General features: G+C 71.7%; 17 protein-coding genes. 11 read left to right on the top strand and 6 right to left on the bottom strand.

What is annotated here, in order from left to right:
- The first annotated feature begins 15 nt into the window (after positions 1 to 15).
- The 10 genes from GWI24_RS10345 to GWI24_RS10300 all read left to right on the top strand — a co-directional run bounded on the left by GWI24_RS10345 (position 16) and on the right by GWI24_RS10300 (position 13,948).
- Positions 16 to 921, top strand: coding sequence for a carbohydrate ABC transporter permease (locus tag GWI24_RS10345; protein WP_210945609.1), 906 nt, complete (start codon positions 16 to 18; stop codon positions 919 to 921).
- Positions 918 to 2,180 (top strand): 6-phospho-beta-glucosidase, encoded by a 1,263-nt coding sequence (locus GWI24_RS10340; RefSeq protein ID WP_247616156.1) that lies wholly within the window; start codon positions 918 to 920, stop codon positions 2,178 to 2,180. The genes GWI24_RS10345 and GWI24_RS10340 overlap by 4 nt, the downstream gene beginning before the upstream one ends.
- Positions 2,171 to 3,268, top strand: a complete 1,098-nt coding sequence (locus GWI24_RS10335; RefSeq protein WP_308343601.1) for a BadF/BadG/BcrA/BcrD ATPase family protein — start codon at positions 2,171 to 2,173, stop codon at positions 3,266 to 3,268. The genes GWI24_RS10340 and GWI24_RS10335 overlap by 10 nt, the downstream gene beginning before the upstream one ends.
- A gap of 133 nt (positions 3,269 to 3,401) precedes the next feature.
- Positions 3,402 to 4,811 carry a hypothetical protein gene (locus tag GWI24_RS10330; protein ID WP_210945608.1) on the top strand — a complete coding sequence of 470 codons (1,410 nt, stop codon included), beginning with the start codon at positions 3,402 to 3,404 and terminating at the stop codon, positions 4,809 to 4,811.
- Positions 4,812 to 4,831: 20 nt separating this feature from the next.
- Entirely contained in the window at positions 4,832 to 5,848 is a 1,017-nt protein-coding gene (locus GWI24_RS10325; protein WP_247616155.1) for a glutamate ABC transporter substrate-binding protein, read from the top strand.
- A gap of 172 nt (positions 5,849 to 6,020) precedes the next feature.
- A complete protein-coding gene (locus GWI24_RS10320) occupies positions 6,021 to 7,346 on the top strand; it encodes a hypothetical protein (RefSeq protein WP_210945606.1) in 1,326 nt (441 codons plus the stop codon).
- Entirely contained in the window at positions 7,343 to 9,916 is a 2,574-nt protein-coding gene (locus tag GWI24_RS10315; protein ID WP_210945605.1) for a serine/threonine-protein kinase, read from the top strand. Before GWI24_RS10320 ends, GWI24_RS10315 begins: the two co-directional genes overlap by 4 nt.
- A gap of 3 nt (positions 9,917 to 9,919) precedes the next feature.
- Positions 9,920 to 11,290, top strand: a complete 1,371-nt coding sequence (locus GWI24_RS10310; protein ID WP_210945604.1) for a PP2C family serine/threonine-protein phosphatase — start codon at positions 9,920 to 9,922, stop codon at positions 11,288 to 11,290.
- 22 nt (positions 11,291 to 11,312) lie between these two features.
- The gene (locus tag GWI24_RS10305; RefSeq protein ID WP_210945603.1) at positions 11,313 to 12,710 is read left to right on the top strand and encodes a VWA domain-containing protein; all 1,398 of its coding nucleotides are present in this window, start codon (positions 11,313 to 11,315) and stop codon (positions 12,708 to 12,710) included.
- A gap of 68 nt (positions 12,711 to 12,778) precedes the next feature.
- Positions 12,779 to 13,948: an FHA domain-containing protein gene (locus GWI24_RS10300; RefSeq protein WP_210945602.1), complete on the top strand. Its 1,170-nt coding sequence runs from the start codon at positions 12,779 to 12,781 to the stop codon at positions 13,946 to 13,948.
- On the opposite strand, the gene GWI24_RS10295 is transcribed toward GWI24_RS10300, so the two are convergent.
- Entirely contained in the window at positions 13,929 to 15,083 is a 1,155-nt protein-coding gene (locus GWI24_RS10295; RefSeq protein WP_210945601.1) for a methyltransferase domain-containing protein, read from the bottom strand. The genes GWI24_RS10300 and GWI24_RS10295 overlap by 20 nt on opposite strands.
- Positions 15,084 to 15,163: 80 nt before the next feature.
- On the opposite strand from GWI24_RS10295, the gene GWI24_RS10290 reads away from it, so the two are divergent.
- Complete coding sequence (locus tag GWI24_RS10290) at positions 15,164 to 15,568, top strand: globin (protein WP_210945600.1); 405 nt, start codon at positions 15,164 to 15,166, stop codon at positions 15,566 to 15,568.
- Between the two features lie 50 nt (positions 15,569 to 15,618).
- On the opposite strand, the gene GWI24_RS10285 is transcribed toward GWI24_RS10290, so the two are convergent.
- The 5 genes from GWI24_RS10285 to GWI24_RS10265 form a co-directional block, all read right to left on the bottom strand.
- Entirely contained in the window at positions 15,619 to 16,449 is an 831-nt protein-coding gene (locus GWI24_RS10285; protein WP_210945599.1) for a hypothetical protein, read from the bottom strand.
- A complete protein-coding gene (locus GWI24_RS10280; RefSeq protein WP_210945598.1) occupies positions 16,446 to 16,955 on the bottom strand; it encodes a thioesterase family protein in 510 nt (169 codons plus the stop codon). The genes GWI24_RS10285 and GWI24_RS10280 overlap by 4 nt, the downstream gene beginning before the upstream one ends.
- Positions 16,956 to 16,959: 4 nt before the next feature.
- Positions 16,960 to 18,624, bottom strand: a complete 1,665-nt coding sequence (gene ettA / locus GWI24_RS10275) for an energy-dependent translational throttle protein EttA (RefSeq protein ID WP_210945597.1) — start codon at positions 18,622 to 18,624, stop codon at positions 16,960 to 16,962.
- A 303-nt stretch (positions 18,625 to 18,927) separates the two neighbouring features.
- The gene (locus GWI24_RS10270; protein WP_210945596.1) at positions 18,928 to 20,328 is read right to left on the bottom strand and encodes an LAETG motif-containing sortase-dependent surface protein; all 1,401 of its coding nucleotides are present in this window, start codon (positions 20,326 to 20,328) and stop codon (positions 18,928 to 18,930) included.
- Positions 20,329 to 20,545: 217 nt separating this feature from the next.
- The gene (locus GWI24_RS10265; protein ID WP_308343602.1) at positions 20,546 to 21,064 is read right to left on the bottom strand and encodes a single-stranded DNA-binding protein; all 519 of its coding nucleotides are present in this window, start codon (positions 21,062 to 21,064) and stop codon (positions 20,546 to 20,548) included.
- Between the last annotated feature and the right edge of the window lie 128 nt (positions 21,065 to 21,192).

The following is a 21,192-nucleotide window of genomic DNA, read 5'->3' as shown; positions in this document are numbered from 1 at the left end:
GAGGACCGATTCACCATGACCGCCACCACCGCCCTCTCGGCGCCGTCCGCGCCCGCGCGCCCCGCCGCCGGACGCTCCCCCGCCCCCGCCGCCCGCCGCCGCGCCGCGCTGCACTGGATCGCCGTGCACACGGTCGCCATCGCCGCCGCGCTCTTCTTCATCCTGCCCTTCGTCTTCGTCTTCCTGACCTCGGTGATGAGCGACGACCAGGCGCTCAGCGGCGACCTGTGGCCCACCGAATGGAACTGGTCGAATTACGCCGATGTCTTCAACACTCCGGGCTTCCTGGACTGGTGGCGCAATTCGCTCATGTACGCCGGGCTCGGCACCCTCTTCACCGTCTGTTCCTCCATTCCGGTGGCCTACGCCCTCGCCAAATTCCGCTTCCGCGGCCGCCGCACCGCCATGATGCTGGTCATCTCCACGATGATGCTGCCGCCACAGGTGATCGTGATACCGATGTATCTGGTCTGGGCCCAGCAGCTCCATCTGTCGGGTTCGCTGTGGCCACTGATCATCCCGATGGCGTTCGGCGACGCGTACTCCATCTTCCTGCTGCGCCAGTTCCTGCTGACGATTCCCCGGGAGTACCTGGAGTCGGCGAAGGTGGACGGCAGCGGAGAATTCGGCACGCTGCTGCGCATAGTGATCCCGATGGCCAAGCCGGGGATCGCGGCCGTCGCGCTGTTCCAGTTCTTCTACTGCTGGAACGACTACTTCGGCCCGCAGATCTACGCCTCGCAGAATCCGGGCGCCTGGACGCTCAGTTACGGCCTGGAGAGCTTCAAGAGCGCGCACAGCGTCAACTGGAATCTGACGATGGCCGCGACCCTGCTCGTCATGGCCCCCGTCATCATCGTCTTCTTCTTCGCTCAGAAAGCCTTCGTCGAAGGCGTCACACTGACAGGAGTCAAGGGTTGAAGCTCGCAGTCGTGGGGGGTGGGTCCACCTACACCCCCGAACTCATCGACGGATTCGCCCGGTTGCGGGACGTGCTCCCACTGGAGGAGCTCGTCCTGGTCGACCCGGCCGCCGACCGGCTGGAGCTGGTGGGCGGGCTGGCGCGCCGGATCTTCGCCAAGCAGGACCACCCGGGCACCATCTCCTGGACCGACGACCTGGACGCGGGCGTGGACGGCGCGGACGCGGTCCTGCTCCAGCTGCGCGTCGGCGGCCAGGCCGCGCGGAACCAGGACGAGACCTGGCCGCTGGAGTGCGGCTGTGTCGGCCAGGAGACCACCGGCGCGGGCGGGCTGGCCAAGGCGCTGCGCACCGTCCCGGTGGTGCTGGACATCGCCGAACGGGTGCGCCGCCGCAACCCCGACGCCTGGATCGTGGACTTCACCAACCCGGTCGGGATCGTGACCCGGGCGCTGCTCACGGCCGGGCACCGGGCGGTCGGCCTGTGCAATGTGGCCATCGGCTTCCAGCGGAAGTTCGCCAAGCTGCTGGGTGTGGACCCCGGCGAGGTGACGCTGGAGCACGTCGGCCTCAACCACCTCACCTGGGAGCGCGCGGTGCGCGTCGGCGGCACCGACGGTGAGGACGTCCTGCCCAAGCTGCTCGCGGAGCACGGCGAGGCGATCGCCGAGGACCTGCGGATGCCGCGCACGCTGGTGAGCCGACTCGGCGTCGTCCCCTCCTACTATCTGCGCTACTACTACCAGCACGACGCGGTGGTGCGGGAGCTGCGCAGCAAGCCGTCCCGGGCGGCGGAGGTCGCGGCGATCGAGCGGGAGCTGCTGGAGATGTACGGCGATCCGGCGCTGGACGAGAAGCCCGAGCTGCTCGGCAAGCGCGGCGGGGCGTTCTACTCGGAGGCGGCGGTCGATCTGACCTCTTCCCTGCTGGGCGACACCGGCGAGGTGCGGATCGTCAATACGTTCAACGAGGGCACGCTGCCCTTCCTGCCGGACGACGCGGTGATCGAGGTCCCGGCGGCCGTCAACGCGCAGGGCGCGAAGCCACTGCCCGTGCGCCCCCTCGAGCCCCTGTTCGCCGGTCTGGTCGCGAATGTCACCGCGTACGAACACCTGGCGCTGGAGGCGGCGTTGAAGGGCGGCCGGGAGCGGGTCTTCCAGGCGCTGCTGTCCCACCCCCTCATCGGCCAGATCGAATACGCCGAGAAGCTGACCGACGACCTCATCGCGCACAACCGGGAGCATCTGGCGTGGGCCTGACCCAGTCCGTATCGACCCCCTCTCCTTCCCCTTCGTCTTCCTCCCCCTCGTCCGCTTCCCCGCCGGACGGGTCGGTCCTGGCGATCGACGCGGGGAACAGCAAGACGGATGTGGCGCTCGTGGGCCCGGACGGCTCCGTCCTCGGCACGGCCCGCGGCGGCGGCTTCCGGCCGCCCGTCGTGGGCGCCGAGCGCGCCGTCGGCTCGCTCGCGCCCCTGGTGGAGGAGGTGGCGCGGCAGGCGGGCCGGTCCGGTCCGGCGGGCGCGGGGCATGTCTCGGCCTGTCTGGCCAATGTCGATCTGCCCAGCGAGGAGGAGGAGTTGACGGGCGTCCTGGCCGAGCGCGGCTGGGGCGCCACCGTCACGGTCGCCAATGACACCTTCGCCCTGTTGCGGGCCGGGGTCGGGGACGACGGCGAGCCGACCGGCGTCTCCGTGGTCTGCGGCGCGGGCATCAACTGCGCCGGGATCGGTCACGGCGGCCGGGTGGCCCGCTTCCCCGCCATCGGCCGGATCTCCGGCGACTGGGGCGGAGGGGGCTATCTGTCGGAGGAGGCGCTGTGGTGGGCGGCGCGCGCGGAGGACGGCCGCGGCGAGCCGACCGAGCTGGCCCGCGCCCTGCCCGCGCACTTCGGCCTCACCACCGTGTACGAGCTGATCGAGGCGCTGCATCTGGGCCGTCTGGAGTCGGGGCGGCGGCATGAGCTGACGCCGGTGCTGTTCGCGGTGGCCGAGTCAGGCGACGAGATCGCGCGGGCGATCGTCGACCGCCAGGCGGAGGAAGTGGTGACCATGGCGGTGGTCTCCCTCGGCCGGCTCGATCTGCTGGGCGAGGAGACCCCGGTGGTGCTGGGCGGCGGGGTGCTCGCGGCCCGCCATCCGCTGCTGGACGACCGGATCCGCGAACTGCTCGCGGAGCGCGCCCCGAAGGCCGAGCCGCGGGTGGTCACCGCTCCGCCGGTGCTCGGCGCCGCGCTGCTGGGCCTGGACCGCACCGGCGCGCCGGAGTCGGCGTACGCCCGGCTGCGCGCGCACTACGCCCCGGCCGATGACACGGAAAGTGGAACCGAAAGTCCTTCCGAAGCGTAATGAAAAGGGGAGGGAAGATCGCGATCCGAACAAGATCCAGGCTCGACCGGTGACCTCTCCTGGCGCCGCGGTCCATACTGCTGCGACACCGACCGCGACACCATCCAGGAATCCGGGCCAAGGGGGAGGTCTTGTGTCATACCCGCCGACCACCGGCAGAGCCGCACCGCCGCCCGCGCCCGCGGCCCCGCCGCGGACCGCGTGGGCCGAGGGGCTCGACCGGGCGCGGGCGGCGGCGACGACCGAGCCCGGCCGGCTGCGCGTCATCGGGGCGGTGCTGGCCGCGCTGGTGATCGCGTTCGGCGCGGTCACGGCCTGGCAGGTCTCCGACCGGCAGACCGCGGCGGACGCCGTGGCCGAGCGGAGCCAGCCGCTGAGCGCCGACGCGGCGCAGATCTACCGCTCCCTGGCCGACGCGGACACCACCGCCACCGGAGGCTTCCTGGCGGGCGGCCAGGAGCCTCCCCAGGTCCGGCAGCGGTTCGTGCGGGACATCGACACCGCGTCCAAGCTGCTGGTGCGGGCCGCGGCCAATACGGAGGGCTCGTCCTCCGCCCGCGACGAGATACAGAAGATCAATCAGATACTGCCGGTCTACACCGGTCTGATCGACTCCGCGCGCGCCAACAACCGCCAGGGGCTGCCGCTGGGCGGCGCCTATCTGCGTTATGCCAACGACACCATGCGCGACAAGCTGCTGCCCGCCGCGGGCAGGCTCTACCAGGCGGAGACCGCCCGTCTCGGGGAGGACTACGAGGACGCCGAGGCATGGCCGTGGGTGGCGATCGCCACCGGCCTGGTCGCGCTGGGCGCGCTGGGCTGGGCCCAGCGCCGCGAGTTCCAGCGGACCAACCGGGTGCTCAGCCGCGGTCTGCTCACCGCCACGGCCGCCTCCACGGTGGTGATGCTGTGGCTGGTGGTCGGCCACGCGGTCGCCAGCACCCAGCTCAGCGACTCCAACGACCACGGGGCGAAGTCCCTCCAGGTGCTCAACGAGGCGCGGATCGACTCCCTGCGGGCCCGCGCCGACGAGAACCTGACCCTGGTGGCGCGCGGCGCGGTCGTCGTGGACGGGGACGGTGCCAACAAGGGCAAGGACGCCTACGAGGTCAGCTACGGCTCGCGGATGTCCGCGCTCGCGGGCAAGGCGTCCGGCGACCGTCCCTCGGACGGCAGCCTGCTGGACAAGGCGCGCGCCCTCGCGGACGACGACGAGGGCCGCGAGCCGGTGGAGAAGGCCGGCGGCCGGATCCACGAGTGGCAGGTGCGGCACAAGGCCGCCCGCGCCGCCGACGACGGGGGCGACTACAAGACGGCGCTGACGAAGGTCATCGGCGCCGAGGACAGCACCGGCGAGTCCTTCGACGCCGTGGACAGCCAGCTGGCCAAGGCCCTCGACCACGAGCAGCGGGAGTTCCAGCAGGCCGCCGACGACGGACGCGGCGCGTTCACCGCCATGGCGCTGGGCGCCGGGGTGCTGGCCGTGCTGGGAGCCGCGGGAGCGGTGCTGGGCATAGGCCGCAGACTGTCGGAGTACCGATGAGGACGATGGGGGGCGGAAGCATGCGATCACTGCGATCGGCCGCCGCGGTGACGGTATGCGCCCTGGGCGTGGCCACGGCCGTCGCGGTCCCGGCGATGATGGACGACGGCGGAGACGGCGACAGCAAGGCCGGTGCGCGGCATCCGCATACGGTGCGGACCGGCGCCGAGGCCGCGGCGGCGGACAGCTGCCGCGATCCCGAGGCGAGCCTGCGCCCGTCCAGTGCGAGCGGCCCGGCCATCAAGCGGATCAAGAACCGTGAGGTCAACGGACACAAGCTCAACAAGCTGATCGCGGGCGTCGACCAGAACAGCTACCGCTGGGGATACCGCGATCCGGCCACCGGCGACCTCACCGGCTTCGACATCGATCTGGTGCGCGCCATCGCCGATGACATCTTCGGCGATCCGGACGCGGTCATCTTCCGCACCATACCCACCAGTCAGCGCATCAAGGCCTTGCAGCAGGGCAAGGTCGACGTCGTGGTGCGCACCATGACCATCAACTGCGACCGGATCAAGGACGTGGCGTTCTCCACCGCGTACTTCCAGGCCGGGCAGCAGGTGCTGGTCCCCGACGACTCGTCCATCACCGGCTACAACAAGACCCTGCGCGGCAAGAAGGTGTGCACCGCGCAGGGTTCCACCGCCGAGGCCGAGCTGGACAAGCCGGACACCGGGGCCGAGCATCTGGGCGCGATCAAGGTGAAGCCCGTCCCCAACCAGCTGGACTGCCTGGTCAGACTGCAGCTGGGCCAGGTGGACGCGGTGATCACCGACAATGCGCTGGCGGCCGGCCAGGCGGCCCAGGACCCCTCCGTCAAGCTGGTCGGCTCGCGATTCACCGATGAGTTCTACGGCGTGGCGATGAACAAGGACGACGACGACCTGGTACGCCGGGTCAACAAGGTTCTGGAGAACTACCGCCAGGGCGGGGCAGGCAGCCCTTGGATGCAGGCCTACCAGAAGTGGCTCGCCAAGGACTTCAGCACGGCGCAGGAGAACCCGACGCCGCCCGCCCCCACGTACAAGGACTAGAGGGGCCAAGGACTAGCGCGGACAAGGACCAGCGCGCACGAGCACGACGGACCCGGACACATCGGGTAAGAGCAAGGATCACGGACCGGCAAGGATTAGCACCCGCCTCACACGCGTAGGGATGACGCAGCAGACGGATCACATAACGGTTACGGACATGGAGAGGTGATCGATGGGGGTCCCGGGACCCTTCCCCAGTTTCGCGGGGGCACCCGACGGCCCGGTCATGGGCCGGGAGGAGGTGGACCGCGCACTGGCGAAGCTCGTCGCCGAACACGAGGCGATCGAGTCCTCGCTGCTCGCCCTCCAGGACCACGCGGGCAGAAGGCTTCTCGAGGGCGCCGAGCTCACGGGCGTCACCAAGAACCGCTGGTCCACCACCGAGCAGGCCATCTCTCTCCTGTGGAGCTACTTCGACGCGTACACCGAGGCCCTCACCCGGGCCCGCGAGGTGCGCTCCCGTCATCGCTGGCCGACGCAGGACGAGTTGGCCGAGCTCACCGAGCTGCTGTGCGGCACCGCGATCACCCTGCCCAGCAGCGCCACCCTCGGCGGTTCCCCGCTGCTCAGCGAGGAGTTGGGGCTGGACCGGCTGGTCGACCGGATGAACCGCTGGTACGCGGAGGCCCTCGACGTCATCGTCAGCGCCGACGCCGTATGGTCCGCGCTGCCCGCCCGGATCGACATGCTCTCCGCCGAGCTGCACCGCACCCGTTCGCTCGCCCACTCCGTGGGGGTCCGCCCCGGTGAGCACCCCTCGGGGGACGATCTGGAGCAGATCACCGCCGAGCTGACCGCGCTGCGCGCCGAAGTGGTCTCCGACCCGCTGGCCTTCTGGAAACATGCCAGCGGCAGCTCCGCGCCCGGCGGCGGCAGCCCCGACACCGAGCGCTATGACCGCGCCGCCCGCGCCCTGGAGGATGTGCGCCGGGAGATCGAGGCGGTCCTGGATGTGCGGCAGGACGCCGAGCGGCGGCTGATGCGGCTGCGGGATGTGCTCTCCCGCGCCGATCGCACCCTGGCGGAGGCGCGCCAGGCGCGCGGTGAGGTGCTCGCGAAGATCGCGGCATCGGAGGTTCCGGCCGTCAGCGGCCCGCCGACCGCGCTGCACGAGCAGCTGGTCGCCGCCGCCGACTACCGCAGGCGCTCGCAGTGGCACCGGCTCTCGCCGCTGCTGGAGAGCCTGGAGCAGCGCGCCGATGACGAGCTGCTGCGGGCCCGCGAGTCGTTGACCGCGGTCACCGCACCGCTCGCGGTCCGCGCCGAGCTGCGCGGCCGTCTCGACGCGTACAAGGCGAAGGTCGCCCGCCATGGCATGGCGGAGGATCCGTTCCTGGTGGAGCGGTACGACGTGGCCCGCCGGATGCTGTGGAGCGCCCCGTGCGATCTGCGGGCGGCCGAGCAGGCCGTGCTGCGCTACCAGCAGGCGGCGGCCGAGGCCCTGGTGCCACGCCAGACGGGCCCGGCCGGGCAAGGCATCGAGGGAGGCATGGAATGAATGCGGCGGTCGTCGCCTGCCAGCGGCGTGACTGCGGCGGGTCCTACGAGGACGTGGGCGGAGGCGAGCTGTACTGCGATGTCTGCGGTATGGCCCCGGTCGTCTCACCGCAGGGGATGGTGGCCTCACCGCCCACCGGGATCACCGGCCAGGCCGGGCCGGGCGGGAGTTCCTCGTCCCGGAGCGAGGGCTCGTCGGCGCGGAGCGGGCGTTCCTCGGTGCGGAGCGGAGGTTCCTCGGCGACCGGCCGGGACTCGTCCGGCACCTCGGGCCGGTCGCGTTCGGCACGCTCCTCCTCGTCCCGGCGCTCGGTGTCCGGGCGGCTGTCCCGCTCCATGTCCGGGCGGAACTCGTCCCGTTCGGTCTCGGTGCGCAGCTCCCGCTCCGCCACCTCGGCCTCCTCGGGGCGGAACGCCCTGGGTGCCGGTCTGGTCAGCGTCCCGGATGTGCCGCGCCCCGATCCGCGGACGGCGGTGCTGGCGGACCCCGAGGTCCCCGAGCGCAAGCGGTTCTGCAGCCGTGGGGACTGCGGTGCCCCGGTGGGCCGCGCCCGCGGCGAACGGCCGGGCCGCACGGAGGGGTTCTGCACCAAGTGCGGCCATCCGTACTCGTTCGTACCGAAGTTGAACCCCGGTGACATCGTCCACGGCCAGTACGAGGTCGCGGGCTGTCTGGCGCACGGCGGGCTCGGCTGGATCTATCTGGCCATCGACCGCGCGGTGTCGGACCGCTGGGTGGTCCTCAAGGGCCTGCTGGACACGGGCGACGAGGAGGCCCTGGCGGCCGCCGTCTCCGAGCGCCGCTTCCTCGCCGAGATCGAGCACTCCAACATCGTCCGGATCTACAACTTCGTCGAGCACCTCGACCAGCGCACCGGCAGCCTCGACGGCTACATCGTCATGGAGTACGTGGGCGGCAAGTCCCTGAAGGACATCGCCAACGCCCGCCGCACCGCGGAGGGCCGCCGCGATCCGCTGCCGGTGGAGCAGGCGTGCGCCTACGGCATCGAGGCGCTGGAGGCGCTCGGCCATCTGCACAGCCGCAATCTGCTCTACTGCGACTTCAAGGTCGACAACGCCATTCAGCAGCAGGACCAGCTCAAGCTGATCGACATGGGCGCGGTCCGGCGGATGGACGACCACGACAGCCCCATCTACGGCACGGTCGGCTATCAGGCCCCCGAGATCTCCGAGTCCGGCCCGTCGATCTCCTCCGACCTCTACACGGTGGCGCGCACCCTGGCCGTGCTCACCTTCGACTTCCAGGGCTATACGAACGTCTACGTGGACAGCCTGCCGGACCCCGAGCACATCGAGGTCTTCCGGGCTTACGAATCCTTCTACCGGCTGCTGGTGCGGGCCACCGATCCCGACCCGGGGCGCCGCTTCGCCTCCGCGCGGGAGATGGCCGACCAGCTGACCGGAGTGCTGCGGGAGGTCGTGGCGCTGCAGACCGGGCGGCCCCGGCCGGCCCTGTCCACGCTCTTCGGACCGGAACCGCGCGTCGTGGACACCGAGTTGTTCGCCGACGACGGAAAGGATCCGTCCCTGCTGGGCGCCCGGTCCGCCGGCAGGGGCGCCACCGCGCCCGTCATCCCCGCACAGCGCCCGCCGGGCCCCCTGGCCCTGCCGGTGCCCGCCATCTCCACGCTGGACGGACGGGCCACCGCGCTGGCGCTCCCGGTGCCGCTGGTGGACTCCGACGACCCCAACGCGGGGTTCCTGGCCGGTCTGCTGGCCGCCGACCCCGCCGAGGTGAGCGCCGCGCTGCGGACCGCGCCCGTGGACTCGGTCGAGCTGCGGCTGCGCCGGGTGCGCGCCCAACTGGAGCTGGGCCAGGAGCATGACGCGGGCGTCGCGCTCACCGGTCTGGAGGCCGCGTACAGCGACGACTGGCGGATCGTCTGGTACCGGGGGCTGCACGCGCTGGCCAGCGGCGACCGCGAGACGGCCGCGCTCTCCTTCGACGCCGTCTACGACGCGTTCCCCGGTGAGCCCGCGCCGAAGCTGGCGCTCGGCGTCTGCGCCGAGGTGCTGGGCCAGTTGGACAACGCGGCGGAGTACTACCGGCTGGTCTGGGCATCCGACCCCAGCTTCGTGAGCGCCGCCTTCGGCCTCGCCCGGGTCCTGCTGTGCTCTGGGGACCGCCCGGGCGCGGTGCGGGCCCTGGAGTCGGTGCCGGAGTCCTCGATCCACTACACGGCGGCGCGGGTCGCCGCCGTACGGGCCCGGCTGCGCCAGCGCGCCCCGTACGACGCCCTGCTGAGCGATCTGACGGCCTCGGCGGTCCAGGTCGAGCGGCTGGGCGAGTTCGGTCTGGACGCGGTGCGGCGCGAGCAGCTGCGTACGGAGGTCCTGGGCAGCGCCCTGGATTGGGTACTGTCCGGCAGCAGCGGGGCGCCCCCAGGACACAACCGGCCGCCTCTGCTCGGCAGCAGCCTGGACGAGCGCGGGCTGCGCTTCGGATTGGAGCGCTCGTACCGTGTACTCGCCAGACTCGCCCAGCGAGGCGAGGAGAGGATCGAACTGGTGGAGCGGGCCAACCGTTTCCGCCCCAGGACGTGGGTGTGATCGATGTCGCAGATGCCGCAGCCGCCCCAGCTGTCAGCCTGCCCGGCCTGTGATGAGCCGCCGCAGGCGGGGGACAGATACTGCGATCAGTGCGGTGCCGATCTGACGGTGGCGGCCGCGCTGGCGGCGGAGGCCGCACTGTCGGCGGAGGCGATCGCCGGCCGGCCGGAGGCGCACGGCGACCTGCCGGCGCCGCCGCGGGTGAACGGGGCGGCGCGGTCCACCCACCCGGGGCCGGAGCCGGACGACTACGAGCTGGCCGCCCCGACCTCCGGCGGGTACGGCCAGGTGGCCGACCCGCGGGCCGCGGCGGCGCTCGGCGCGCCCGGGACACCCGTCGAGTCCGGCATCCACCCGGAGACCAACGCGAGTACGCACACCAGCGCGGCGAGCAGCACGGGCAGCGGGACCGGCACCGCGGCGGACCCCCGGCTGCCCGGCGGCGAGCACCGCCCCCGGTGCGCCGCGTGCCAGGAGGGCACCATCGACCAGGACGGATACTGCGAGCGCTGCGGACACGCCCAGGCACGGACACGCGACCATATGGAGAGTGAGTTGGAGGGAGTCGCGGCGGCCAGTGACCGGGGGCTGCGCCACCACCGCAACGAGGACGCGTTCTCGGTGTCCACCGCCGCGCTGCCCGACGGCTCACCGGTCATGGTCGCCGTGGTGTGCGACGGAGTCTCCTCGGCCACCCGCCCCGACGACGCCTCGGCCGCCGCGGCCCACTCCGCGAGTCAGGCGCTGCGGGCCTCGCTGCCCCGCGGCGCCCACCCCCAGCAGGCCATGAACGAGGCGATCATCGCCGCCGCCGACGCGGTCAACTCCCTGGCCCTGGACACCGGCGCGGCCGCTCCCCACCACGAGGGGCAGCGCCATCAGAACGCACCGGCGTGCACCATCGTCAGCGCCGTCGTCACCAGCGACATCCTCACCATCGGCTGGATCGGGGACAGCCGCGCCTACTGGGTCCCCGACGACCGTACGGCCCCGCCCGCGCGGCTCACCGAGGACGACTCCTGGGCGGCCCAGATGGTGGCCGCGGGGCTGATGTCGGAGGCGGAGGCGTACGCGGACGAGCGCGCCCACGCCATCACCGGCTGGCTCGGGGCGGACGCCTATGAGCTGGAGCCCCACACCGCCTCGTACAAGCCGGACCGGCCGGGCGTCGTGGTGGTGTGCACCGACGGGCTGTGGAACTACGCCGAATCGGCGGAGCAGATGGCCCGCGCGGTGCCGCTGGACGCCCGTTCCCGGCCGCTGAACAGCGCGCAGGTCCTGGTCGGCCACGCCCTGGACGGCGGGGGCCACGACAACGTAACAGTGGCGGTCGTGCCGTTCCCCGCTGCCCCGGGCCGGGCAGGATCCGCCTGACGGTCGCCAAGGAGCGGATGACATGGCCCACTTCTCCACGCCCGATGCGCCGCGGTTCTCGGTGGAGGTCTACCAGAACGAGTACCTCCCCGAGGGAGGCCGCGAGGTGAACGCGATCATCACCGTCACCTCGGCCGGCGGCGGGGCCACGGCAGGGCCGCCGATCCCCGCCCCCGCCCATGGTGGGTACGAGGACGCTCCCGGCGCGTACGACAGCGCGTCCGGCCGGGGCGGCGGCTCCCCCCGCGCGGCTGTGGTGATCATGGTGGACTGCTCCGGCTCGATGGACTATCCGCCGACGAAGATGCGCCACGCACGGGATGCGACCGCCGCCGCGATCGACACGGTGCGCGACGGCGTGGCCTTCTCCGTGGTGGCGGGCACCCACAAGGCGGTCGAGGTCTTCCCCGGCAACGGGCAGTTGGCCATCGCCGATCCGCTCACCCGCGCCCGGGCCAAGGAGGCGCTGCGGAGCCTGAGTCCGGGCGGCGGCACCGCGATCGGCACCTGGCTGCTCCAGGCCGACCTGCTGTTCGACTCCACCGACGCCGCGATACGGCACGGCATCCTGCTCACCGACGGACGGAACGAGCACGAGGAGCCGCAGCGGCTGCGGGCCGTGCTCGACGCCTGCGCGGGCCGCTTCACCTGTGACGCCCGCGGGGTGGGCACGGACTGGGAGGTCGAGGAGGTCACCGGGATCGCCGCCGCCCTGCTCGGAACGGCGGACATCGTGGCCGATCCCGCCGGGCTCGCCGCGGACTTCACGCGGATGATGGAGACGGCGATGGGCAAGGAGATCGCCGACGTCAGCCTCCGGCTGTGGACCCCGAAGGGCGCCGAGGTGGCGTATGTGAAACAGGTCGCACCGACGGTGGAGGATCTGACCGCCCGGCGCGTCGAGGCCGGTCCGCGCGCGGGCGACTACCCCACCGGTTCCTGGGGCGATGAGTCCCGCGACTACCACCTCTGTGTGAGGGTTCCGGCGGCCGAGATCGGCCAGGAGATGCTCGCCGCCAGGATTTCCCTGGTCCAGCCGGTGCCCAACGGGGTCGGCAGCCCGCCCAGTCCCCTGGCGCAGGGGCTGGTGCGCGCGGTGTGGACCGATGATCTGGTCGTCTCCACCGCGATGAATCCGCAGGTGGCGCACTATACGGGCCAGGCCGAACTGGCACGGGCCATCAAACAGGGCATGAATGCCCGCAAGTCCGGCGATGCCGAACAAGCGACCGCGAAGCTGGGGCGTGCCGTACAGCTGGCGGCCGCATCGGGGAACGAAGACACGGCGAAACTGCTTGCGAAGGTGGTGGACGTGCTCGATGTGGCGGCAGGTACTGTGCGACTGAAGGCGAAGGTCGCGGAGGCGGACGAGATGACACTCGAAACGCGCTCCACCAAGACAGTTCGCGTCAAGAAGTAGCACATAACCAGCACTCACGTAGCTCTTCTCGGCAGAAACGCCAAGAACGCCACAGAGGGGGATCCGACATGCCGACCTGTCCCAACGGCCACCAATCGGCGGCCGACGACTGGTGCGAGGTGTGTGGGCACCGGATGTCGGGGACACCCATGCCCTCCGGCGCCGTCCCGCCACCTCCGCCCACGCCGAACGGCCCCGGTGTTCCCGTGCCACCGGGTGGCTACGGGAGTCCGGGGCCGGGCGGCCCACCGCCGCCCGGCGGCGCGGGCGGCTACGGCTATCCGGCACAGCAGCAGGAGCTGTGCCCGCAGTGCCGTACGCCGCGTGAGGCGCAGGCCCCGTTCTGTGAGGAGTGCCGCTTCAACTTCCAGACCCACACCCCGTCTCCGTACGGCCCGCCGCAGGGCGGTTACGCGCCGCCTCAGCAACCGGGACCGCCGCAGCAGCCGGGGCCGCCGCAGCCCGGGCCCGGGGGGCCGCAGGGCCCGCACCCGACGCAGGGCGGCGGTCAGCCCTCCGGCTTCGGCGGCGACAGCGACTGGACGCTTCCGCCGCCGCAGGGGGGCCCGCCGCACCAGGGCACGCCCCCGCACGGCGCCCCGCAGCAGGGCGCCCCGGGCCACGGCGCGCCCCAGGCCCCGCAGTACGGCTACGGCTATCCCCAGGCCCCGGCGCCCCCGGCCCAGCCGTACGGGAACGAGGGGTACGCCCCGCCGCCCCAGCAGCAGGGGCCGGGGCACCAGCCGCCGCAGCAGCAGCACCCCGGCGCCCCGCAGCAGCAGCACCCCGGCGGCGCCCAGTTCGGCCAGGGCGGGGCCCCGGCGCAGGCGCCCGGCAACTGGATAGCCGTCGTCGCCACGGACCGTGAGTACTTCATGGCGATGATGAACCGCAGCGGCCCGGAGGCCGCCGGGCTGAACCTCCCGGCCTACTCCCCCGAGCAGCAGCTGCCGCTCAACGGCCACCAGATCACCATCGGCCGGCGCCGCCACAGCACCGGTGAGGCCCCCGACATCGACCTCGGGCGGCCGCCCGAGGACCCGGGCGTCTCGCACCAGCACGCGCTCCTCGTCCAGCAGCCCGACGGCGTCTGGGCGGTCGTCGACCAGGACTCGACCAACGGGACCACGATCAACGGCGGCGAGGAGCCGATCCAGCCGTTCGTGCCGGTCCCGCTCCGGGACGGCGACCGCGTCCACGTCGGCGCCTGGACGACGATCACGGTGCGCCGGGGCTGAGAGCCCGGAAGGGCTCGAGACGGCCGGGAGGGCCCAGCGGCCAGCCGTAGGCGCCCTCCGGGTCGTCCAGCCAGGCCCATTGGCGCTCGCCCCGCACCGTCACCCCGTAGCGCTCCCGCCCCGGCCTGCCCTCGTGCTCCCACAGTGCGAGGGCCTCGACCGGCTCCAGATGGCCCGCGGCCACGTTCAGCAGGAAGCGGAAGGAGTCGTCCAGCAGCGGCCGGGACGGCAGCCCGTGGGTGGGCACCTGAGGCGGCGGACCGCTGCCGCGCAGCGGGACGAAGTACGCGGGGATGGCCAGGAAGTGCCCCTCGGCATGGCGGGCGTCGGCGACTCTCAGGGCGATCAGCCCGGTCGCGAGCGGCGTCAGGATCAGCGCGTCCGGCCGGCACTGACCGAGCCATGCGGACGGGATGGACGCCACGGCGCAGGTGGCGATGATCCGGTCGTAGGGAGCGTGCAGCGGGCAGCCGCGCGCCCCGTCGCCGGTGACGACCGCGGGGCGGAATCCGGCCGCGGCCAGATGGTTGCGGGCGGCCTCGGTGATCTCCGGGTCGAGGTCGAGGGTGGTGACGTGGGCGTCGCCGAGCCGATGGGCCAGCAGCGCGGCGTTGTAGCCGGTGCCCGCGCCGATCTCCAGCACCCGGTCCCCGTCCCGCACCTGGAGCGCCTGGAGCATCCGCGCCATCAGCGACGGCTGGCTGCTGGAGGTGATCAGCTCACCGTCGCGCACCCGCGTGGCGAGCGGGGCGTCCGCGTAGGCGCCGGCCAGCCAGCGGGCCCGGCGCAGCGGATGGGGGTCGTCGCGCCACAGCCGGGTGTAGCCGACCGTCCCGTGCTCCGCGCCCACCTCTCCTGCCCGTGTTGTCCTGGTGCCCGGCGGTGCGGCCGCCGCGGCCGCGTCCCCCGCCTCGTAGTAGTAGGGCACGAAGAGATGGCGCGGCACCTCCTCGAAGGCCGCCCGCCAGGCGGGGTCGGTGAGCCCGCCGCCCGCCACGATCTCCCGGACCAGCCCGGTCCGCAGCGCCGCGGCCTCCTCGGCGTACCCATCGGCCTCCCGGCCCGCAGGCTTCCGCCGCGCCACACGCTCCGCGGCGTCCGGCGCACTGCGCGTGCTCCCGCCCGTGCTGCCCATGACTCCACTCTCCTGCGCCCGGCCTCCGGCCGCGACCCACGCCCCCTTTTCCAGACGGGGGCGTCTGAGAGCATGGAGGCGTGAAAGAGATTCCGCGAGGCACACTTCAGGAGCAGACCTTCTACGAGCAGGTCGGCGGCGAGCAGACCTTCCGGCGTCTGGTCCACCGCTTCTACCAGGGGGTCGCGGAGGACCCGCTGCTCCGGCCGATGTACCCCGAGGAGGACCTGGGACCTGCCGAGGAGCGACTCGCACTTTTCCTGATGCAGTACTGGGGCGGCCCCCGCACCTACAGCGACAACCGCGGCCACCCCCGGCTCCGCATGCGCCACGCCCCGTTCACCGTGAACCGCGCCGCCCATGACGCCTGGCTGCGCCATATGCGCGAAGCGGTGGACGAGCTGGAGCTGGCCCCGGAGCTCGAGCGCCAGCTGTGGCACTACCTCACCTACGCCGCCGCCTCCATGATCAACACGGAGGGCTGACCCTCCGGGCCGACCTGGGGGTCTGCCCCGGAGGGCTGAGCCCGGCAGGCTCAGGCGGGCGAGACGGACAGCCCGGACAGGCCGCCGGCCAGCCCCGACGTACGCACCGCGATCGAACCGTACGGCGTGCGCAGCCGCAGCCAGCCGCCCGCGGCGAGCAGCGCCAGGGGCTCGGGCGCGGCGGTGGCCACACCGCTCCCGTGGGCGGTGGCGGCCGGTGCCGCCGCCCGGACCGGGTGCAGGAAGCCCAGCGACTGCGCGGCGTGCACGGCGCGCAGCGGAAGCCCGGTGTCGCCGAGCGTGCGGGACCAGATCTCATGGCCGATGCGATCACGCTCGGCGCGCGTACGGCGCTCCTCGGGGAGCGCCGCGTCACGGGCCCTGAACTCGGCGACGGCGGCGGCGACCGCCCCGCGCACCTCGTTCACGCCCGGCAGCCCGTTCACCCGGCGCCAGCCGCCGCGCGGCGGCAGCACCCCGGCCCACGGCGGGCCGGTGACGGCCTGCGGCACGGTGACCACCAGGCCCCGGCCACCCCGGTCACGGCCCTCGGGCCCATCGGCGGTCCGCGCGGCCCGCGCCGTGTCCAGCGCGTCCGCGAACTCGCCCGCCGAGACGGTCGTATCCAGCGCGCCCGCCCCGGCCGACATGTGCGGCGTGTCCGGTGCGGCCTCGGTGCTGACGATCGCCTCGAGCCGCGCCGTACGGATCGCGAGGACCTCGAAGGACGGCGGCCGGCCGAAGACGGCGAGCACACCGCCGCCCGCCTGCAGCCGCACCGCCGCCGCCCGGTCGTAGTGGATCAGCCGGGCCAGGAAGGCGGCGAGATCGGCCGCCTCCCCGGCGTCGGCGAAGTGGAGCTCCTGGCTGGGGGCCGTCATACCGAGACGGCCCCCTCCGCCCGTTCGGCGCCATCGGCGGATCCGGCGGGCTCCGTGGACGCCTTGGACGCCTTCTTGGCGGCGCCCTTCTTCACCGGGTCCGGCTCCAGGTACTCGGTCAGGAACTTCTCCTCTTCGGGGGTGACCCGGCGCGGGCGGCCCTGGTCGAGGTCGTAGGGCACGATGCGGGTGGCGGCACGCACATACAGGGCGTCCTCGTCCTTGATCTCATAGCGCAGGGTGAGATACGCGGCCTTGATCTCCGTCACCCAGGTCTCGATCGTCACCGGCCGGTGCCGGTGGACCAGGGGCTTCAGATAGTCGATCTCGTGCCGGGAAACGACCACGCCGCCGGTGAACGCGTCGCTCCCGTTCCCCGGCGCCAGCCGCCACATGAAGTCGACCCGGGCCTCCTCCAGATAGCGGAGGAAGGTCACGTTGTTGACGTGGCCGAACGCGTCCATGTCGGACCAGCGCAGGGGACAGGGGTAGATATGGCGTGCCATCCCCTCAGCCCCGGGTCAGCTTCTTGTAGGTGGCGCGGTGCGGACGGGCCGCGTCCGGGCCGAGCCGCTCGACCTTGTTCTTCTCGTACGACTCGAAGTTGCCCTCGAACCAGAACCACTTGGAGTCGCCCTCGTACGCCAGGATGTGGGTGGCGACGCGGTCGAGGAACCAGCGGTCGTGGGAGACGACCACGGCGCAGCCGGGGAAGTCGAGCAGCGCGTTCTCCAGCGAGGAGAGGGTCTCCACGTCGAGGTCGTTGGTGGGCTCGTCGAGGAGCAGCAGATTGCCGCCCTGCTTGAGGGTGAGCGCGAGGTTGAGGCGGTTGCGCTCACCGCCCGAGAGCACCCCGGCCGGCTTCTGCTGGTCCGGGCCCTTGAAGCCGAAGGCGGAGACATAGGCGCGGGAGGGCATCTCGACCTGGCCGACGTTGATGTAGTCGAGCTCGTCGGAGACGACCGCCCACAAGGTCTTCTTGGGGTCGATGTTGGCGCGGCTCTGGTCGACGTAGGAGATCTTGACGGTCTCGCCGACCTTGATGCTGCCCGTGTCGGCGGTCTCCAGGCCCTGGATCATCTTGAAGAGCGTGGTCTTACCGGCGCCGTTGGGGCCGATGACGCCGACGATGCCGTTCCGCGGGAGGGTGAAGGAGAGGTCGTCGATCAGGACCTTCTCGCCGAACGCCTTGGAGAGGTTCTCCACCTCGACCACGACATTGCCCAGACGCGGGCCCGGCGGGATCTGGATCTCCTCGAAGTCCAGCTTCCGGGTCTTCTCGGCCTCGGCGGCCATCTCCTCGTAACGGGTCAGCCGGGCCCGGGACTTGGCCTGGCGGCCCTTGGCGTTGGAGCGGACCCAGTCCAGCTCCTCCTTGAGGCGCTTGGCGCGCTTGGCGTCCTTCTGGCCCTCGACCTTCAGACGGGCCTGCTTCTTCTCCAGGTAGGTGGAGTAGTTGCCCTCGTAGCCGATGGCGCGGCCGCGGTCGAGCTCCAGGATCCACTCGGCGACGTTGTCCAGGAAGTACCGGTCGTGGGTGATGGCCACGACGGTGCCCGCGTACTTGGCGAGGTGCTGCTCCAGCCAGTTGACGGACTCGGCGTCGAGGTGGTTGGTGGGCTCGTCCAGCAGCAGCAGGTCGGGGGCCTCCAGCAGCAGCTTGCAGAGCGCGACGCGGCGCTTCTCACCACCGGAGAGCGTGGTGACCGGCCAGTCGCCGGGCGGGCAGCCGAGGGCGTCCATGGCCTGCTCGAGCTGGGCGTCCAGGTCCCAGGCGCCTGAGTGGTCCAGGTCCTCCTGGAGCTTGCCCATCTCCTCCAGCAGCTCGTCGCTGTAGTCGGTCGCCATCTGCTCGGCGATCTCGTTGAAGCGGTCCAGCTTGCCCTTGGTGACCGCCACGCCGTCCTGGACGTTCTCCAGCACGGTCTTGGACTCGTCCAGTGGGGGCTCCTGGAGCAGGATGCCGACGCTGTAGCCGGGTGAGAGGAAGGCGTCACCATTGGACGGCTGCTCCAGGCCGGCCATGATCTTCAGCACCGTCGACTTACCGGCGCCGTTGGGGCCCACGACACCGATTTTCGCGCCGGGCAGAAAGCTCAGCGTGACATCGTCGAGGATCACCTTGTCGCCGTGCGCCTTGCGCGTCTTGCGCATGGTGTAGATGAACTCAGCCAAGAGAAACCGTCCGGCAATCTGGTAGGTATCGAGGTGCGGCTCCGCCGCGGGGTCCGTATCCGTGGCGGCTCCACCGCGTGAGGGTAGATACAGCCATCTTGCCGTACAGCCCGCCCGAGGCGGAAACCCGTTTGGTCCGGCGTGCGGCATGGGTCCCGCATTCGCCGTCCCCCGGTGGCACGAAGGGCCGGAGCCTCCATGAGGCTCCGGCCCTCCACCACCGCGTTCTTCGATGATCACCACATCCGGTGACCGTCGCTTCACTCAGCGATCACTGCTGCCCTGGCGTCGCCGCCCTGGCGTTCACTCGCCCGCGGTCGCCTTCTTCTTGCGGACGAAGAAGATCGCGCCGCCACCGACCACGACCAGCGCCACGGCGATGCCCGCGATCATCGGGGTGTTGCTGCTGCTACCGGTCTCGGCGAGGTCGCCACCGGAGGTGTCACCACCGGTGCTGCCGCCTGCCGACGCGGGGCTCGGCTGCGAGGAGGGGGTGTCGCTGCTGCCGCCGCTGCTGGAGGTCTTGCAGTCGAGAACGCCGGAGAAGGTCTTCTCGAAGCCGTTCGGACCGGAGATGGTGAACTTGTAGCTCTGGTCCTCCTTCACCGGGGCGGTGACGGTCTTCGACTGACCCGCCTCGACGGTGTACTTCTGGCCCAGCAGCTCGAAGGTGAACGCCTCGTCGCCCTTGTTGGTGGCCGTGATGTCCACGCCGCCCTTGGCGCAGTCCTTCTCGGCGGAGACCGCCGGGACCGCGCCCTTCTTCGCCCAGTTCGCGGTGGCGGTGGCGGAGACGGTGCTCTCGCTGGAGCCGGCCAGGATCTGGGTCTGGCTCTTGGTGGCGCTGGCGAACGCGCGGCCCACCGGAACCTTGGTGGCGGCCTGGGCGGTCAGCGTGGCGGAGCCGTCCGCCGCGCCCTCCGGCACGTCGAAGTACACCTCGCCGCCGTCGGCGGCGCTGGTGATGGTCTTGCCGCTCTTGTCGACGAGCTTGACGCCGCCGCCCGCGGACTCGGTGCCCGGGGCCAGGGTGACGCTGTCGGCGTTGGTGTGGACCTTGACCGGGCCGAGCCGCTCACCGGCCTTGCCGGAGACGGCCGGCGGGTCCAGGCTCAGCGACGCCTTGGGCTCCTGGAGGTTCTGCGCGCTCTTCTCCAGGTAGTCGGCCAGCTTCTCGGCCTGCGGGTCGGCCGCGTCCACCTTCGCGTTGTCGGAGAAGCGCCAGATGGCGACCTGCGTCCCCGCGGCGGCGGTCTTCTCGGTGAGGGCACCGTCGATGCCCGCCGTCTTCGCCAGCGCGCCGAGGTCGTTCACCTGCGGGTAGGAGTTCTGCAGAACCCAGTTGATCTTGCCCGCGTTGGGGTTGTTCGCCAGGGACGTCTCGGCCCAGGACTTCTCCTCGTACTTCGCCTTGCTCTGCGTCGGGTTGTGCAGATCAATGCAGTACGTCTGGATGGAACCGCCATTGTCGACCGACATCTCGAAGAGACCGGCGCCGACCTGCTGGTCCTTGCCGTTGTCGTGGATGATGGCCTTGTCGAACGTCTTGAGACCGCCCAGCGTGGCGGTCGCGCCGCCCCGACTCGGGGGCGCGTCATCGGCGGCGGCGGTGCCGGCGGTGACTATCGCGCCCGCCGCGACCAGGCCGGACGCCAGAACGGCGGCCGCAAGGCGGGCAGCGCCCCGCCTCCTTACAGAAATCATGGTTTCCCCTCCGGGCGAGCGCCAGTCAGTTGGTGCGCCTCGCCAGCGAACTCAAAACTCAGGAACCCCCGTTGGGCACGCAGGGATACTAGGGAGAAAGGAACCGCACGTTCCCCGGGAATACCTAGACCCAACCGATCCGAATCGGAATCGTTACCTAATCCCCAGATCCCATATGACCTGGGATTATCGACAAATCTCCCGTGGTCGCGGCCGCTCACGGAGAAGTTGCCCCGATCGGTGTGTTTAGAAGCGGTTTGGCCTGTGAAACCCGGCGAAATGCGGATGTACCCCGCGTGAGATCGTGTCCGACCGCAACCGCGTCGATCTCCGCGGTGACCCAGCGCCTGGGCTGATGCGCCCCGCCACCGGAATCCCCACCCGGGGCCGGAGGCGCGGCCGCACCTCCCCCTTCTCCCTGAAGCGGCCGGTCTCCCTGAAACGCCCGGTCTCCCTGAAGCGGCCGGTCCCTATCTCGCTCTCGCTCCCGGTCCCATTCGCGCTCCCGCACCCGCAACGTCCCATGGACGACGAGGGGTTCACCGAGCGATACCGACCCGGCGACATTCGCGGCGAGCGACCGCCACGCCCAGACCGTGTAGAAACTCGTGTACGCGTCCGCCCACGCGTCCCGCCCCCGGTCCCAGCGGCGCACCGTCACCGCCAGCCGGAACCGGGCCACCGCGACACCCGCCGCCGTCTCCCAGAAGTCCGGCCGCGTCGCGGCATTCCCCACCACGGTCACCCAGCTCTCGTTCACCGGCTACGCCTCCCCCATCACTTCGCGGCTCTGCCGTGCCGCTCGTGAACCATGCTGCCCGGCATCACAAAACCCCGCCGGGGCCTGTGCACGACCCCGAGATT

Origin of the sequence: Streptomyces sp. MK37H (genome assembly GCF_018035285.1) — a bacterium.
Taxonomy (GTDB): domain Bacteria; phylum Actinomycetota; class Actinomycetes; order Streptomycetales; family Streptomycetaceae; genus Streptomyces; species Streptomyces endocoffeicus.
Note: the sequence above shows the minus strand (reverse complement) of the source record. Positions and strands in the feature narration are given on the sequence as shown.

What these genes read in the sequence shown, in the direction of transcription:
- GWI24_RS10345 (WP_210945609.1), top strand. Translation starts at nt 16, where the DNA reads ATGACCGCCACCACCGCCCTCTCGGCGCCGTCCGCGCCCGCGCGCCCC.
- GWI24_RS10325 (WP_247616155.1), top strand. Translation starts at nt 4,832, where the DNA reads ATGCGATCACTGCGATCGGCCGCCGCGGTGACGGTATGCGCCCTGGGC.
- GWI24_RS10320 (WP_210945606.1), top strand. Translation starts at nt 6,021, where the DNA reads ATGGGGGTCCCGGGACCCTTCCCCAGTTTCGCGGGGGCACCCGACGGC.
- GWI24_RS10315 (WP_210945605.1), top strand. Translation starts at nt 7,343, where the DNA reads ATGAATGCGGCGGTCGTCGCCTGCCAGCGGCGTGACTGCGGCGGGTCC.
- GWI24_RS10310 (WP_210945604.1), top strand. Translation starts at nt 9,920, where the DNA reads ATGTCGCAGATGCCGCAGCCGCCCCAGCTGTCAGCCTGCCCGGCCTGT.
- GWI24_RS10305 (WP_210945603.1), top strand. Translation starts at nt 11,313, where the DNA reads ATGGCCCACTTCTCCACGCCCGATGCGCCGCGGTTCTCGGTGGAGGTC.
- GWI24_RS10300 (WP_210945602.1), top strand. Translation starts at nt 12,779, where the DNA reads ATGCCGACCTGTCCCAACGGCCACCAATCGGCGGCCGACGACTGGTGC.
- GWI24_RS10295 (WP_210945601.1), bottom strand. Translation starts at nt 15,083, where the DNA reads ATGGGCAGCACGGGCGGGAGCACGCGCAGTGCGCCGGACGCCGCGGAG.
- GWI24_RS10285 (WP_210945599.1), bottom strand. Translation starts at nt 16,449, where the DNA reads ATGACGGCCCCCAGCCAGGAGCTCCACTTCGCCGACGCCGGGGAGGCG.
- GWI24_RS10280 (WP_210945598.1), bottom strand. Translation starts at nt 16,955, where the DNA reads ATGGCACGCCATATCTACCCCTGTCCCCTGCGCTGGTCCGACATGGAC.
- GWI24_RS10270 (WP_210945596.1), bottom strand. Translation starts at nt 20,328, where the DNA reads ATGATTTCTGTAAGGAGGCGGGGCGCTGCCCGCCTTGCGGCCGCCGTT.